Origin of the sequence: Pseudomonas sp. CCNWLW23, assembly GCF_037095675.1 — a bacterium.
Taxonomy (GTDB): domain Bacteria; phylum Pseudomonadota; class Gammaproteobacteria; order Pseudomonadales; family Pseudomonadaceae; genus Aquipseudomonas; species Aquipseudomonas atacamensis.
The window spans coordinates 1-15,026 of sequence record NZ_JBAWKM010000002.1 but is presented as its reverse complement, the minus strand read 5'-3'; the positions used below and the strand labels follow the sequence as shown (position 1 = coordinate 15,026).

Sequence of the window (15,026 nt, the reverse complement as noted above, 5' to 3'; positions counted from 1 at the left end):
GGATCAGATGTTCCAGCGCGGTGCGGTCGCTGCCAGGCGCTGGCGCATCTCGCTGATATTGGCCGCCAGTTGGCGGGTCAGCATCCGATAGCCGTCGAGCGTATTGGCGACTGGCGCATCAAGGTCCGCTGCTGGCAGCTCCATCGGTCGCTCCAGCCGTTGCGAGGCTCCGGTTTTCAACGCGCGAGCCATGCCGATCAGCTGCACACGAATCTGCCGGTGCTCAGCCTTCAGTGCCGCTTGCAAATGGGCTGTGGCCTGCGGGTCGCTGGCATTGGGACGGATATTGCCGAGGATCTCCAGCGTGCTGATGCACATGCGCAGGTTGCGCTGAATCGCGTCGAGCTCGGTCATGGAAATCTTCACTTCCTTGGACACTGATGGCATCAGCGAGCGCAGCTGCACCATCACCGCACCCACCTTGCTCATCAGCCGCACGTGCTCGTCGGCGCTGACCGCTTCACCGTTGATGATGCGCCCGTACACCGTGGCGCAATCGCGCAAGGCATCGGCGAGGTTGTAACGCCACGAGTAGACCGCGTAGAGCGGCAGGGCGAAGGAAAACGCCAGGGCGAGGGCGATGCCGATCAGGATGTCGACGCCGCGCCACAGTCCATCGGTGATCGGGTTGTCGCCATGCCCGGCGACGATGAACACCGTGATCGCCGAGAGCAGAGCGGTGTAGCCGCCCTTGCCAATCGCGTGATACGAGAAAAAACCGCACACCACAGCCATGGAAAAGTAGGTCAGCCACGGCATGCCCAGCCAGGCGTGCTGCGCCACCAAGGCCAATCCGACCCCTGCACCGATCAGGGTGCCGATGGCGCGCTCGGCGGCTTTTTTGCCAATGTTGCCGTGATGCTGCAAACCGCCGATCACCACCAGCATGGTCACCGATGCCCATTCGCCGTGGGGCAGATTGATGCCAGTGGTCAGCAGAATCGTCGCCAGCAACCCCAGCGCCACCCGCACGGAATGGATCAGGCGGGCGTGACGGTAGCGCCGATACGGGTCCAGTAACGGACGCAGGATACGGCGCAACAGCGGTGGCAGGCGGTGGGTGCTGTAAGTAGTCAGTGCGAACCTCGTACGTCAATCAAATCAATGGAAGGGGAAAATGTAATTCATCCAGGCGGACATGCGCAGCAGGATTTTGCGCATCGCGCCGATGTGATGAAAGTGCTGACTGTAAAGCGCCGCTTGCCCGTAGGCGCCGCCCGGCATGAGCGCGCTGTATTCGGCGAACGCCGGGTCAGTGATTTCAATGATCACCGGCACCCGTCCGGCCGGTGGCGAGCCGGTGTAACTGATCAGCGTGCCGGAAGGTTGCACCTGGCCCTCGGCGATCACCCCGATCACGCTTTTCACTCGCCCCGCGAAGACTTTGCCGGGTATGCCATCGAAGGCGACTTCGGCCTCGTCGCCCACGGTCAGACGCAGCAGGCTGTTCTGACGCATCCAGGCGGCGAAGTACTGACCTTCCTGCGGAATAAACACCATTGACGGGCGCAGCGGCAGCTTGCTCGCCATCATTCCCGGTCGCAGGGAAACGTGGGTGACGAAGCCTTTGCTCGGCGCTCGAACCACAGTGTTGTCCAGTTCAAATTGAGCGTTGTCCAGTTGCGCCTGCAGATCGTCGGTGCGGGCAATGGCCGCGTCCAGTTCACGCTGGGTGCCGAAGTTGCGGCGGATCAGTTCGGTGATGCGATAGCGGTCGCCCTTCGCTGCAACCAGTTGCGCCCTGAGCGATTTCAGGCGGTTCTGGAAAGGCGTGGGATCGATGCGGAACAGCACGTCGCCTTTTTCCAGGGGTTCGTTGCCCTTTACCGGTACGTCGATCACCTGGCCACTGATGATCGGAATGACCGGCACCGAGACAAAGTAGGAGCGCGCCACCTCGGAATAGGGATGGTTGTAGTTCATGGTGAAAATCAGCGCGCCGATGATCAGCACGCCACCCAGGACAGCGGTGGGCACCGTCCATTTGTTCAGCGGAATGCGGAAGATCTTGAAGATGGCGACGCAGAGTGCGGCGTACGTGAGGATGAGCAACAGATCCATGCTCAGATCCCCCGGCTGTCAGAGTGAGGCGCAACCGGCGACTGCGCTTCGAGCCGCTCGATCCGAGCTTGCAGCTCGACGACCTGCTGCTCCAGTTGATTGACGTGATTCTGGATGGGTTTGCCATCGCCGAAACCCCAACCGCGATCCTCGCGATAAGCCATCGCCCAAATCCACAGAAACGGCCAGAGTGCATGCAAGGTGAACAGACTGACCCAGCCCGTGGCATGGATCGCGTCCTGGTGCGGGTGGTTGCGATGAACGGCGATTTCGTACGGAATGTCATGCAGCACGATGATCCCGTAAAACAGCACGAGACCGACAAAAACCAACAGACCCAATGCGAAGTAATCGAGCATGGTCAGCCTCCCGGGCATCCAGCAATGCTGGGCTGAGTGTAGTCACTGAATCGCCGGGGGGCTGACGGATCGGCAGGATCATTCAATCCTGCCGATCACCCGTCAAAAGATGTAATCGGTGGTCAGGAAACTCGAATCACGCCCGCGAATGATCTCGCTGATCAGGTCCTTGTTGCTCTCCTGGAATTTGGTCGCCACCAGGGTGCGGATCGAAAACACTCGCAATGCATCGTGAACCGACAGCGTGCCTTCGGCGGAGTTTTTGCGACCGTTGAACGGGTAAGTGTCCGGGCCGCGCTGGCACTGGGCGTTGAGGTTGATCCGCCCGACCTGGTTGGCGAAAGTGTCGACCAGCCGGCCGACCGCCACCGGGTTGGTGCCGAAGATGCTCAACTGCTGGCCGAAATCGGATTCCAGTACGTAGTCGATCACGGTATCGAGGTGGCGGTACGGCACGATGGGCACGACCGGGCCGAACTGTTCTTCCTGATACACGCGCATCTGCGGGTTCACCGGATAGAGCACTGCCGGGTAGAAGAACGAGGCGTGGGACTCGCCACCATTCGGGTTGACCACCTGGGCGCCTTTGCTTTGCGCATCCGCGACCAGACCGTGCAGATAATCGACCTTGCCCGACTCCGGCAGCGGCGTCAGCGCCACGCCGCTGTCCCACGGCATGCCCGGTTTCAGCGTGGCCAGTCTGGCGTTGAATTTCTCGATGAAGCTGTCGACCACGTCTTCATGCACGAAAAGAATTTTCAGTGCGGTGCAGCGCTGACCGTTGAACGACAGCGAACCGGTGACCGCTTCGCTGACGGCGTTGTCGAGATCGACTTCGGGCAGGACGATACCCGGGTTCTTGGCGTCCAGACCCAGAGCCGCGCGCAAACGGTGTGGTTTCGGGTGCAGCTTTTTCAGGTCACTGGCAGCCTTGTTGGTGCCGATGAAGGCAAAGATGTCGATCTTGCCGCTGGCCATCAAAGCGCTGACGGTCTCGCGGCCGCTGCCGTAGATGACGTTGATCACGCCGCTCGGGAAGCTGTCGCGGAAGGCTTCGAGCAACGGCCGAATCAGCAGCACGCCGAGCTTGGCCGGTTTGAACACCACGGTGTTGCCCATGATCAGTGCCGGAATCAGCGTGGTGAAGGTTTCGTTCAGCGGGTAGTTGTAAGGCCCCATGCACAAGGCGACGCCGAGCGGCACGCGGCGAATCTGACCGAGGGTGTCCTGCTCCAGCTCAAAGCGGCTGGAACGGCGGTCGAGTTCTTTAAGGGCATTGATGGTGTCGACGATGTAATCGCAGGTGCGATCGAACTCTTTTTCCGAGTCCTTGAGGTTCTTGCCGATCTCCCACATCAGCAGCTTGACCACGGCCTCGCGCTGCTCGCGCATTCGGCCGAGGAATGCTTCGACGTGCTGGATGCGCTCGGCCACGCGCATGGTCGGCCACAGGCCTTGGCCGCGATCGTAAGCGCGAACGGCAGCGTCGAGAGCGGTGAGCGCGGTGTCGGCATCCAGCAGCGGCGTGCTGCCGAGGATCACCTGTTCTTCGCCGTTTTCGCTTTTCAGATAAACCGGACTGCGCACCTGCGCGAGCGGGCCGTCCCAGCGGCGCAATTGGCCATCGACCAGGTATTCGCGCTGCTCGACCTGAGCGTCGAGGCGATATTTTTCCGGGATGTCGCTGACCGAAGGGAACAGGTTGCCAAGGATGTTTGCTGTGGTCATGTCACTACCCTGTGTTGAAGTCGGCGTACCGATTGAAAGTCTTGTGAAGGTTATACGCCTGAACGGGCCGGGATTTAACCCCGTGAATGTCACGCGAATGTCACGCAACGGTGCAACCACAGTCCACCCTGTGGGAGCGAGCCTGCTCGCGAAGGCGGCGGCACATCCAACATCCTCATGTCCTGACACAGCGCTTTCGCGAGCAGGCTCGCTCCCACGGTCGATCTTTTAAATCAGTCAGTCTGTCTTCGGTAATGAAGCTTTTATGACAAAAGTTCGGTAGCCCTTTGCCAGTCCGGTCATGCCTGTGTAACGCGCTTGAGGAGCCTTTCGGGGCGCACTTTGCGAGTCGGGGCGGGACGCCGGGAGTGAGGCAATGGGGACTATGGAACGCTATTCGAAAGTGGGCATGCAGGAGCTCGATCAACGCCTGTCGAAGATCGTCGAAGCGGCGCGCAAGAAGCCGGTTTCGGTGTATCGCTACGGCGCGCCGTGGGTCTGGATCGTCTCGCAGGAGGACTGGCAGGGCGCTCTGAAAGAAGTGTCCAGCTACATTCCGCCGGGCCATTCGCTGGTGTTGCTGCGCCCGCAGATCGACGATCTGCTCGACGCCCACCAGGACCTGCTGCACGACCTCAACGCCGCACCCGGCATGCTCATTCCCGCGCAGACGGTGATGCACATCCTGCTCCTGCAATTGCTGTATTCGGTGCCCAGCGAACAGCAGCTCTATGAACAGCTGAACTACAACCTGCTGTTCCGCTGGTTTGTCGGCCTTGGCCTGAACCAGAAAGTCTGGAGTTTCACCGCCCTCAGCCGTGACATCGCCACGCTGCTCAACGAGCCGCGCGCGGTGCTGCTGATTCAGAAAGTCATCGGCGAAGTGTTCTGCGGTGCCTTGCTGCAAATGCCCGAGTTCTCGCTGAACTTTGCGCTGTTGCACACCTGGCTGGGCAAGCACGCCTGCGCCACAACGATCAGCAATTGACGCAGCACACCGGGCGCTAACGCCCACAGGTCATCGCGAATTTCAGGGGGTAATGTGGAACGGATTTTCACGTCGCGGCTGGCGCTGTGGGGCTGGCTGCTGGTGACGGCTGGCGCGCAGCCGGCGCTGGCCGAGGAGGGCACAGAAGCGCCCGCCGCGCAGCGGCTGGTCGACGTCAACGAATACTTCGTGCGCGGCAATACCGTGCTCGATGCGCGGGCGATCGAAGAAGCGGTGTACCCGTTTCTCGGCCCGCAGAAAGCCTTGAGCGACATCGAAGGCGCCCGCGATGCGTTGCAGAAGGCCTATCAGGAGCGCGGCTATCAATCGGTGTTTGTCGAGCTGCCCGAGCAGGCCGTGGCCGATGGCATCGTCTATCTGCAAGTCAGCGAAACCAAGGTCGGCCGGGTGCGCGTGGTCGGCGCCAAACACTATTCGCCGCTGGACATTCGCGACAACGTACCGGCGCTGAAAGAAGGCGAGGTGCCGGACTTTGCCAAGGTCCAGGGCGAACTCGCGCAGCTCAACAAGACCCCCGGTCGCCAGGTCATGCCGCTGGTGCGCGAGGGTCAACGCCCCGGCACCATGGATGTCGACTTGCAGGTCGAAGACCAGAACCCGTGGACTGCCAGCGTCGGCCTCAATAACGACTACAGCGCCGACACCGAAAAGCTGCGCAGCGTCACCAGTCTCGGTTACAACAACCTCTGGCAGCTCGGCCACAGCGTCAACCTGACGTTCTTCACCGCGCCGCAGGAAACCGACAACGCCAAGGTCTGGTCCGGGTCCTACACCGCGCCGCTGAGCGAGCGCTGGAGCGTGCAGTTCTCCGGTTACCAGTCCGACAGCAACGTCGCCACCATCGGCGGCAGCAACGTGCTCGGCAAGGGTCATTCTTACGGCGTCGCGGCGATTTACACGCTTCCCTCGAGCGGTAACTGGTCGAACTCGCTGTCGGCCGGCATCGACTTCAAGGACTTCGACGAGCGCCTGAGCCTGTCCGGCGAAAGCGACAAGGTACCGCTGAAATACGCGCCGTTCACCTTCGCCTACAACGGCTTTCGCTTCAGCGAAAAGAGCCAGCTCGGCCTCGGCCTGAGTCTGGTTGCCGCCACCCGCAGCGTGTTCGGCTACGGCAGCGACGACGAAGACTTCGACTACAAACGTTATCGCGCCAAACCGAGTTTCGCCGTGCTCAAGGGCGACACCAACTACACCTGGACCTTCGACAGCGACTGGCAGAGCGCAAGCAAAGCCGCATTCCAACTCGCCTCGGGGCCGCTGGTTTCCAACGAACAATTCTCCGCCGGTGGCGCCACCTCCGTGCGCGGCTATCTCGCGGCTGAACGTACCGCCGATGACGGTTACCTGCTCAGCCAGGAATTGCGCACACCGTCGCTGGCTAAATTTGCCGGCACGTGGATGCAGGACTGGCGCTTCTACGCCTTCGCCGAGGGTGCGCAACTTTACCTGCGCGATGAACTGCCGGATCAGGACGCCAATTACGCCCTGGCCAGCGTCGGCCTCGGCACCCGCGCCAGCCTCAGTAAATGGCTGTCCGGCAGCCTCGACTGGGGCTACCCGCTACTCGAAGGGCCGAACACCTCAAAGCAGGAATCGCGCCTGCACTTCAACCTTCAAGCCACTTTCTAACGGAGCACGTCCATGCAACGCCTCTTCCTTTCGTTGTTGATCTGCCTGGGCTTCGTGCTCCCGGCCACGGCTCAGGCCTGGTGGCAGGACGACTGGCATTACCGCAAACAGATCGCCGTCGACACCACGCCACAAGGCGCGGCGATCAATCAGGCCCTCGGCCGCACCGCGCTGCTGGTGCGCCTGCACACCGGCAACTTCACCTTCGACGGCGTGAAAGAGGACGGCTCCGATCTGCGCTTCGTCGCGGCGGATGACAAAACCGTGCTCAACCACCAGATCGAAAGTTTCGACGCGCTGATGGGCATGGCGCTGATCTGGGTTGATGTGCCGAATGTAGAGGGTGGCCAGCGTCAGGACATCTGGATGTATTACGGCAACCAGAAAGCCCCGGCCACTGGCAACGGCCAACTCACTTTCGATCCGAATTACACCGCGCTGTATCACTTCGAAGGCGCCACCGGCACTCCGGCGAAAGACACCACGGCGTACGGCAACACCGCGCAAAGCGCGACCGGCACAGCGATCGATGGCGTCGTCGGGCGCGCCTTGCAGTTCAGCGGCCAGCCGTTGTTGCTGCCGGCCAGTCCGTCGCTGCAACACAATGCCGGCAGCGCGTTCACCTTCAGTGCCTGGCTGCGTCTGGATCAGGCCAGCGGCGAACAAGTGATACTGGCGCGTCGCGAAGGCACGCAAAGTCTGCTGATCGGCGTCAGCCAAGGCCTGCCGTTCGTGGAAATCGACGGCCAGCGCGCCGCCGCCACGCAAGCTCTGGCTCCGGCGCAATGGCAACACGTTGCGCTGACCGCCGAGGGTTCGAAAGTCACCCTGTACATCAACGGTCGCGAAAGCGCTGCGTTGGCTCAGGCGATGCCGGCGTTCAACTCGGTCATGGCCATCGGTGCCGATCTGCAGGAAGGCGCGTTCCAGCCATTCGCTGGCGCTATTGATGAGCTGCGCCTGTCGAAAGTCGCCCGTCCGGCCGCGCTGTTGCTGGCCGATGCCACCTCGCAAGGCGCCGAGTCGAAACTGGTCGCTTACGGCGTCGATGAAGAGCAGTCCGGCTTCGGTTTCGGCAGCCTTGGCTTCTTGCTCAACGCGGTGCCGATCGACGCCTGGGTGATTATCGCCGTGCTGGTGCTGATGATGTTCCAGTCGTGGATCATCATGTTGCGCAAGAACCGCAGCCTCAGCCGCGTGACTGCGGCCAACGAAGACTTCCGCGTGCAATTCGCCAAGGTCGGCACGCGTCTGGAGATGTTCGCCGACGACGCGCAACTGGCTCAGCGTCTGCAGCATTCGTCGCTGTGGCGCCTGTACCTGGTGGCGGTCAAAGAGATCCGTACCCGTCGTGAGCAGGGCGCCGATACCTCCTCGGTTTCAGCGGCGACCATCGAAGCCATCCGCTGCTCGATGGATGGCGTGCGCACCCGCGAGAACCAGCAGCTGAGTTCGAAACTTTCGACCCTGTCCAACGCCATCGCCGGCGGTCCGTATATCGGCCTGCTCGGCACGGTGCTGGGGATCATGGTGGTGTTCCTCGGCACGGCAATGGCCGGCGACGTCAACATCAACGCCATCGCGCCGGGTATGGCCGCCGCGCTGTTGGCCACGGCGATGGGCCTGTTCGTCGCGATCCCGGCGCTGTTCGGCTACAACCGCCTGATCACCCGCAACAAGGAAGTCAGCGCCGACATGCGTGTGTTCGTCGACGAGTTCATCACTCGTCTGGCGGAGATGCATGGCGAGAGCCAGTTCAGTGAGGCGTCGCACCAGCGCGGCCATCACGCCAACCACTCCGTACCGGCCTGAGGAGCACTGCCATGGCGTCCGTAAATGCCTCCCACGACGATGATGACGATGCCGCCGTCGACAGCATCAACATCACTCCGCTGGTCGATGTGCTGATGGTGGTGCTGGTGATGTTCATCCTCACCGCCACCGCGCAGGTCTCCGGGATTCAGATCAACCTGCCCAAGGCCAGCGCGTCGGTGTCGCTGTCGGAAGCCAAGACCAAGGCGATCTCGGTCAACGACGGCGGCCAGGTGTTCCTCGATGCCTATCCGGTGACCCTGGCCGAGCTGGAAGAACGCCTGCGCATCGAGAAAGCGCAGAGCCCGGATTTCCCGGTGATCGTGCGCGGCGATGCGACGGTGCAGTACCAGAAAGTCATCGAAGTGCTGGACCTGCTGCGTCGGCTCGAATTGTCCCAGGTCGGTCTCGTCACCGGCAAACCGAGTCAGGGCTGAGTCATGACCGCACAACTCCCGATCGAACCGCCGCCCGTGAAAAAGTCGCCGTTACGCTATGTGAAGTGGGGCGCCGGACTACTGGTCGCCGCGCTCGCCGCGTGGTTCTTCTGGCAGTGGGCCAACGACATGGCCGGCGTGCGCCGCGAAGCGCCGAAAGTGCCGACGATCATTCCGTTGCCGCCACCGCCACCACCGCCGCCGGAAAAACCGCCAGAGCCGCAAACGCCGGTGGAAGAAAAAGTCGTCGAGCCCAAGCCAACGCCGGAGCCGGAGGAGGTCAAGCCTGAAGAAGAGGCGCCGCCATCGCCGGCGGACGATCTGGCCAACCCGATGCAAATGGACGGCGACGCGCAGGCCGGCAGCGACGCTTTCAACATCGGCGCGGGCAAGGGCGGCGGCATGGCCGGTGCTGGCGGCGGGCGTTTGGGCACGGGCACGTACAGCCAGTTTCTCGCGTTCACTTTCCAGCGTTTGCTGCGCGAGAACCCCGAGCTGCGCAACCTCGCATTCTCGCTGCAGGCCGACGTCTGGCTGAGCAGCGTCGGCGAGATCACCCGCGTCGAGCTGATCAAGTCCAGCGGCAAACCGCAAATCGATACCCAGGTGCTGGCCGCTTTACGCGGTGCGCCAGCCCTCAGCGAACGGCCTCCGGCCTCCATCACTTTGCCCGTGCGCCTGTCCCTGCAAGGGCGGCGTCCGGGTTAATTCACTTATTCAAGCTTCGGCAAAAGGAGTTGTGTGCAGATGATTTCCAACGTGAATCGATTGTCCCTGGCGGTCGGCATGGTCATTGCGACCCTGGTCGGCCAGGCCGTGGCAGCGCCTGCGCCGTCGGAGAACGCCACGATCAATCTGATCCGCTTGCTGGTCGAGCAGGGCATTCTCAAACAGGACAAGGCCGACGCGCTCATCGCCCAGGCGCAGAACGAAGCGGCGCAGGCCAAACAGGCTGCCGCGTCCACCGCAGTCGCGGCCGGACCGGTCGCCGCGCCGGGCGATGTGCGTGTGCAGTACGTGCCGGCAGCGGTGCGCGACCAGATCCGCGATCAGGTCAAAGCCGAGGTCATGGCCACCGCCAAACAGGAAAACTGGGCAGCGCCGAATACCTTTCCGGACTGGGCCTCGCGCATCAGCTTCGACGGCGACATTCGTCTGCGTGACGAATCGCGGTACTACTCGGGCAACAACAGCAACGAAATCGTCGACTTCGCCAAGCTCAACAACAATGGCCCGTACGACGTGAATCCCAACAGCAGCACCAGCCTGCCGCCGTTGCTCAACACCCGCGAAGACCGCGAAAACCTTTTTCGCCTGCGCGCACGTCTGGGCATGAAAGCAGTGATTTCGGAGGAATGGACCGCCGGCATTCGCATCGGCACCGGTTCGGACAACAACCCGGTATCGACCACGCAGAACCTCGGCGGCGGCTTTGCCAAGAAGGACATCTGGCTCGATCAGGGCTACCTGACCTGGAAGCCAATGGACGAATTGACCCTGACCGGCGGGCGCTTCGCCAATCCGTTCATGTCCACCGACATGCTCTATTCCAACGACCTGAATTTCGATGGTGTGGCGGCGATTTTCGATCACAAGCTCAACCGCGATTGGGGCGTGTTCGGCACCGTCGGCGCGTTCCCGGTGGACTACACCAACGACACTTCCAGCAGTAACGGTTTCGACAAGGAAGAGAGCGACAACAAATGGCTGTACGGCGCGCAGCTCGGCGCGAAATGGGCGATCAACAGCAACAACCGCCTCAAAGGTGCGCTGGCCTATTACCGCTTCGACGACATACAGGGTCAGCGCTCCAGCCCCTGCGAACCGTGGGCCGGCGCGCCGGGCTGCGACAGCGACGGTACTCGTGCGGCGTTCATGCAGAAGGGCAACAGCGTGTTCCTGCTGCGTGACATCACGCCGAACCCGCTCAACCCGAGCGCCACGCCGCAGCCGCAATTCGTCGGGCTTGCGTCCGAGTTCAACCTGCTCGATCTCAACGTCGTGTGGGACGCCGACCTGCCGCAGGACTTCAAACTGCGCAGCCAGGGCAATTACATCCACAACCTCAGCTACGACGAAGGCGACATGCGCAAGCGCTCCGCCGGGCAGATCGTCAACAACCTCGACAGCAACGGCGAGATCGAAAGCGGCGCCAATGCATGGATGGTGCAGTTCACCCTCGGCAACGCGCTGGACCTCAAGCGCAAGGGCGACTGGAACCTGTTCGCCGGCTACAAGTACATCCAGCCGGACGCCTTGCCGGACGGCTTCAACGACTCGTCGTTCCACCTCGGCGGCACCAACGCCAAGGGCTATTTCATGGGCGGCAATTACGGCCTGGCGAAGAACGTTTCCGCCACGGGTCGCTGGATGAGCACCGAAGCGGTGTACGGCGCGCCGTTCGACATCGACGTCTTGCAGCTTGAGATCAACACGCGCTTCTAAGGCGCCGGGAGAGCTTTATGAACACGCGTTTTCTCGCGCTGGGCCTGGGTTTGTTGATTGCCACCGGGGCGAACGGCGAAGGCATGGAAGAACGCTTGCGCACGCAACTGCGCAGCACCACCCAACAATTGCAGGCCCTGCAAAGCCAACAGGCCCAGGCCAGCGCCGCGCAACTGGCGGCGCAGAACGAAGCCATGGCAGCGCAAGCGCAGATCAAGCAGCTGACTGCCGAACTGGCCAAAGCCAAAGGCCTCGCCGAGCAACTGGCCGGGCAGCAACAGAGCCTGCACAGCCAGGCGCAGGCGCAAGTCGCAGCCAGTGCCGAGCAGACCGGCAAGTTCAAAAAGGCCTATGACGAGTTACTGGTTCTCGCCCGTGGCAAAGAAGCCGAACGCTCAAAGCTGCAAGCGCAGCTGGCGGAACGTGACACACAAGTGCAGCAATGTTCAGCCAAGAATCAGCAAATGTACGGCGTCGCCAAACAGATCCTCACGGCCTACGAAAACATCGACGTCGCCGAGGTGATGAAGATCCGCCAGCCCTTCGCCGGCAGCGCCCGGGTCAAGTTCGATGAGCTGGCCCAAGGCTTTGGCGACGAGCTGTACAAAACCCAATTCGACGCGCCGCAAGCCGCGATCGCTCACTGATGACAAGGAAGAAAGCCATGACTCAATTGATCACCCACGTTTCCCCGCAATCGCTGACCGACGTCCTGCAAGCCGCCGGTTACCGCGTCAACCAGAGTGAACAGAACGGCATCGTCCAGTTGCTCAGCGCCAGTCAGGGCATCGGCTACGCCGTGCGGTTCGGCAACCCGGCGGTGGAGCAGGGCAGCTTTGTTGATTTCACCTTCAGCTGTGCGCTGCGCGTGCAGGGTGAGTTGCCTGAGGGAGTCGCAGAGCAGTGGAATGCTACTCGACGTTTTGCACGGTTGTCGTTGCAGGGTGAGTTTCTGGTCATGGAGATGGACGTGGTCGTGGCCGCAGGCGTGAGCAACGAGCACCTGCGCGGCAATCTGGAGTTGTGGGATCGCCTGTTGCAGGAATTCATCGTTTACCTGCGCGACTTCAGTCAGGCCACCGGTGTGCAAACCGCCAAATCAGCTATCGCCGAACAAGAGGAAGTCGCGTTGTGAAAAAGCCTGCCATGGTGATCGGCGCCGGAGCGCTGGCGTTGTTGGTGGTGGCCGTGGCGCTGGTGCTGCGGCCGGGCAGTGATCCGGTCGCCGCTCAGCAGCCCTCGCCGGTGATGGCGGTTGCAGCCGGGCCAGCGGTCGCGCGGTTGGGCAATCAGCAGGTTTCGCCAGAGGAATTGCAGGCGCTGCTGGCCACCGTCCCGGCGCAAACCCGCGAACAGCTGCGCGGCAACCGTGAGGCGCTGGAACGCTGGATTCGTACGCGACTGGCCGAAAAAGCCGTGCTGGAGCAGGCTGACGCACAGGGTTGGGCGCAGCGGCCGGACGTCGCCCGGCAGACTCGCGCAGCGACTGAGCAAATTGTCTTCCGTGATTACCTGCGCTCGGTGAGCCAGGTGCCGGCGGATTATCCGAGCGCGGCCGAGTTGCAGCAGGCGTACGACGCGGGGAAGGCCAATTGGCAGACGCCGGCGCTGTATCGGGTCAGTCAGATTTTTCTCTCTGTCAGTGATGCTTCTAATGCGGAAACAGTGCGCAAGCAAGCAGTTGAGTTGAGCAAGAAAGCCCAGTCAGCGCCGGGCGACTTTGCCGCGTTGGCTACGCAATATTCGCAGGATCGAGTGACGGCAGAGCGGGGCGGTGATACCGGCCTGCAACCGTTGCAACAACTGGTGCCGGAAGTACGGGGCGCCGTGGCGCGCCTCAAGGTGGGCGCCGTGTCTGATCCGGTGCAAAGCGCCGCCGGTTTCCACGTGATCAAACTCACCGAACAGCAACCGGCTCGCACCGCGACGCTGGAGGAACTGCGCGACCAACTGACCCAGGCCCTGCGCGCACAACGCCAGGAACAGATCGCCCAGGCTTATCTGGACGGCATGCTCAACACCGCCACCCTCAGCATCGACGGCGCCGAACTGAACAAAATCCTCGAGGAAAAACACTGACGTCAGCCAGAACACCATTCACCCCAGTGGGAGCGAGCCTGCTCGCGAATGCGGCGGGTCAGTCAGCGAAGATGTTGAATGTGCTAACGCTTTCGCGAGCAGGCTCGCCCCCACAATGAGATCCGGTGTATTCAGAGCAACCACATTAGATCGACAGGGAGTCATCAATGTCATTCACCGAACCCGCAGGACGCGACGCCGCCAGCGTTTACCTTTCGCCGCGAGACAACTCCGAACCCTGGCTCAACCAGGCCGCGACCATCGACAGCGAAGTCGTCCAATATTTCCTCGTCAGCGCCCGCTGCGGCTGCTTCATGCAAGCCGCGCGCAGCCTGAATGTGCGCTCGACGCTGCTGCGCAAACAACTCGCGCAACTCGAACAACAACTGCAACACAGCCTGTTCAGCTTCCAGGGCAGCGCCCTCAGCCTGACCCGCGAAGGCCAACAGTTGCAGGCCCGACTCAGCACCCTGGCCCACCAACGCAAACTCCCGGTCATCGAACAACCGCTGATTCGTCTGAACATCGCCGAATCCATCCTCCACGACATCCTCGGCCGCGACCTCATCGCATTGCTGCGGCGCAACGCCAGCCTGCGTCTGGAAATTATTGCTCTGGATAGCGAACTGGCCTTGCGTGCGGTCAGCGCCGACATTGTCCTCTGGCTCGCTCCTGGCGATGCTCCAAACCTTGTTCCCACCTTCGCTACCAGCGAACCGCAACACCTCGCGCGAATTGAATATCTGCCGCACATCGCCAAGCGCTATTCGCGGGTGACAGCGCGACCGGAAACGCCGGATGATCTGGCGGACTTCATGCTGGTGCAGTGGCAGCATGATCGACAGATTCAGAGTTTTCGCCCGTGGAATGAATTGGTCGAGCAGCGCTTGGCTGGCGTAGTGCAGATGCAATCTTATGAATTGATGCTGGAGATGATCCGGTGCAGCGCTTGCATTGGCTTACTGCCGGCATACATGAGCCGCTTCGACCGTGGCCTCATCGCACTGCCCGGATTATTCGCCGAACCGATGCAGCTCCATGCTTGGCTCGCCGTCAACACCGACTCGCAAAAATCCCCCGAAATCCAGGCCCTCACCGACCTCATCCAGCAAACCTTCAACGAACGCCACGAATGGTTCCAGCCTTAACCCGGCCCGTGTAGGAGTGAGCCTGCTCGCGAAAGCAATCCGCCAGTCGAAACTTCAGTGACTGACCCACCGCATTCGCGAGCAGGCTCGCTCCCACAGGAATCTTCAATGCTTACGCGTTGATCGTTCCCACGCTCCGCGTGGGAATGCAGCCCGGGACGCTCTGCGTCCCCCAGAGCTGGAACGCGGAGCGTCCCTTGAGGCATTCCCACGCAGAGCGTGGGAACGATCATCAAAGGCCCGCTACTGCGGCAACTCCAGATTATCCAGCACCCGATTCACCGCCAGTTCGCCGAGCATGATCAACTGCGCAATC

Annotated in this window: 14 protein-coding genes and 1 pseudogene; 10 read left to right on the top strand and 5 right to left on the bottom strand. The window is 61.9% G+C overall.

The genetic code is table 11. The features are described from left to right. Window positions 1-3 precede the first annotated feature (3 nt). The 4 genes from V8J63_RS03190 to V8J63_RS03175 form a co-directional block, all read right to left on the bottom strand. The gene (locus tag V8J63_RS03190) at window positions 4-1,044 is read right to left on the bottom strand and encodes an FUSC family protein (protein WP_051600445.1); all 1,041 of its coding nucleotides are present in this window, start codon (window positions 1,042-1,044) and stop codon (window positions 4-6) included. A 57-nt stretch (window positions 1,045-1,101) separates the two neighbouring features. Continuing rightward, window positions 1,102-2,061: an HlyD family secretion protein gene (locus V8J63_RS03185; protein WP_336463550.1), complete on the bottom strand. Its 960-nt coding sequence runs from the start codon at window positions 2,059-2,061 to the stop codon at window positions 1,102-1,104. Window positions 2,062-2,063: 2 nt separating this feature from the next. Further along, complete coding sequence (locus V8J63_RS03180) at window positions 2,064-2,420, bottom strand: DUF3302 domain-containing protein (RefSeq protein WP_110599509.1); 357 nt, start codon at window positions 2,418-2,420, stop codon at window positions 2,064-2,066. Between the two features lie 102 nt (window positions 2,421-2,522). Next, a complete protein-coding gene (locus tag V8J63_RS03175; protein ID WP_016774600.1) occupies window positions 2,523-4,148 on the bottom strand; it encodes an NADP-dependent glyceraldehyde-3-phosphate dehydrogenase in 1,626 nt (541 codons plus the stop codon). A 376-nt stretch (window positions 4,149-4,524) separates the two neighbouring features. On the opposite strand from V8J63_RS03175, the gene V8J63_RS03170 reads away from it, so the two are divergent. The 10 genes from V8J63_RS03170 (at window position 4,525) to V8J63_RS03125 (ending at window position 14,710) form a co-directional block, all read left to right on the top strand. Next, window positions 4,525-5,136, top strand: a complete 612-nt coding sequence (locus tag V8J63_RS03170) for a transposase (RefSeq protein WP_130888110.1) — start codon at window positions 4,525-4,527, stop codon at window positions 5,134-5,136. Between the two features lie 54 nt (window positions 5,137-5,190). Next, a complete protein-coding gene (locus tag V8J63_RS03165) occupies window positions 5,191-6,789 on the top strand; it encodes a ShlB/FhaC/HecB family hemolysin secretion/activation protein (protein WP_130888111.1) in 1,599 nt (532 codons plus the stop codon). A gap of 12 nt (window positions 6,790-6,801) precedes the next feature. Next, window positions 6,802-8,601 carry a DUF2341 domain-containing protein gene (locus tag V8J63_RS03160; RefSeq protein ID WP_336463549.1) on the top strand — a complete coding sequence of 600 codons (1,800 nt, stop codon included), beginning with the start codon at window positions 6,802-6,804 and terminating at the stop codon, window positions 8,599-8,601. A gap of 11 nt (window positions 8,602-8,612) precedes the next feature. Then, window positions 8,613-9,038 (top strand): ExbD/TolR family protein, encoded by a 426-nt coding sequence (locus V8J63_RS03155; RefSeq protein WP_003201710.1) that lies wholly within the window; start codon window positions 8,613-8,615, stop codon window positions 9,036-9,038. Window positions 9,039-9,041: 3 nt separating this feature from the next. Further along, complete coding sequence (locus V8J63_RS03150; protein ID WP_130926548.1) at window positions 9,042-9,746, top strand: energy transducer TonB family protein; 705 nt, start codon at window positions 9,042-9,044, stop codon at window positions 9,744-9,746. Between the two features lie 39 nt (window positions 9,747-9,785). Beyond that, the gene (locus V8J63_RS03145) at window positions 9,786-11,483 is read left to right on the top strand and encodes a putative porin (protein WP_024012852.1); all 1,698 of its coding nucleotides are present in this window, start codon (window positions 9,786-9,788) and stop codon (window positions 11,481-11,483) included. A gap of 17 nt (window positions 11,484-11,500) precedes the next feature. Next, window positions 11,501-12,130, top strand: coding sequence for a DNA repair protein (locus V8J63_RS03140; RefSeq protein WP_336463548.1), 630 nt, complete (start codon window positions 11,501-11,503; stop codon window positions 12,128-12,130). Between the two features lie 17 nt (window positions 12,131-12,147). Further along, window positions 12,148-12,618 carry a YbjN domain-containing protein gene (locus V8J63_RS03135; RefSeq protein WP_323167395.1) on the top strand — a complete coding sequence of 157 codons (471 nt, stop codon included), beginning with the start codon at window positions 12,148-12,150 and terminating at the stop codon, window positions 12,616-12,618. After that, on the top strand, window positions 12,615-13,562 hold the full coding sequence (locus V8J63_RS03130; RefSeq protein WP_336463547.1) for a peptidylprolyl isomerase: 948 nt from the start codon (window positions 12,615-12,617) through the stop codon (window positions 13,560-13,562). Before V8J63_RS03135 ends, V8J63_RS03130 begins: the two co-directional genes overlap by 4 nt. Before the next feature lie 167 nt (window positions 13,563-13,729). Next, window positions 13,730-14,710 carry a LysR family transcriptional regulator gene (locus V8J63_RS03125; protein WP_336463546.1) on the top strand — a complete coding sequence of 327 codons (981 nt, stop codon included), beginning with the start codon at window positions 13,730-13,732 and terminating at the stop codon, window positions 14,708-14,710. Between the two features lie 243 nt (window positions 14,711-14,953). Here the strand turns inward: V8J63_RS03125 and V8J63_RS27705 are convergent. Then, a pseudogene (locus tag V8J63_RS27705) lies at window positions 14,954-15,026 on the bottom strand (DUF6124 family protein); the annotation flags it as partial.

Excerpts from the sequence above, each read along its gene's own strand:
- V8J63_RS03155 (WP_003201710.1), top strand. The coding sequence starts at position 8,613 with ATGGCGTCCGTAAATGCCTCCCACGACGATGATGACGATGCCGCCGTC.
- V8J63_RS03125 (WP_336463546.1), top strand. The coding sequence starts at position 13,730 with ATGTCATTCACCGAACCCGCAGGACGCGACGCCGCCAGCGTTTACCTT.
- V8J63_RS03145 (WP_024012852.1), top strand. The coding sequence starts at position 9,786 with ATGATTTCCAACGTGAATCGATTGTCCCTGGCGGTCGGCATGGTCATT.
- V8J63_RS03175 (WP_016774600.1), bottom strand. The coding sequence starts at position 4,148 with ATGACCACAGCAAACATCCTTGGCAACCTGTTCCCTTCGGTCAGCGAC.
- V8J63_RS03135 (WP_323167395.1), top strand. The coding sequence starts at position 12,148 with ATGACTCAATTGATCACCCACGTTTCCCCGCAATCGCTGACCGACGTC.
- V8J63_RS03170 (WP_130888110.1), top strand. The coding sequence starts at position 4,525 with ATGGGGACTATGGAACGCTATTCGAAAGTGGGCATGCAGGAGCTCGAT.
- V8J63_RS03180 (WP_110599509.1), bottom strand. The coding sequence starts at position 2,420 with ATGCTCGATTACTTCGCATTGGGTCTGTTGGTTTTTGTCGGTCTCGTG.
- V8J63_RS03160 (WP_336463549.1), top strand. The coding sequence starts at position 6,802 with ATGCAACGCCTCTTCCTTTCGTTGTTGATCTGCCTGGGCTTCGTGCTC.
- V8J63_RS03150 (WP_130926548.1), top strand. The coding sequence starts at position 9,042 with ATGACCGCACAACTCCCGATCGAACCGCCGCCCGTGAAAAAGTCGCCG.
- V8J63_RS03140 (WP_336463548.1), top strand. The coding sequence starts at position 11,501 with ATGAACACGCGTTTTCTCGCGCTGGGCCTGGGTTTGTTGATTGCCACC.
- V8J63_RS03185 (WP_336463550.1), bottom strand. The coding sequence starts at position 2,061 with ATGGATCTGTTGCTCATCCTCACGTACGCCGCACTCTGCGTCGCCATC.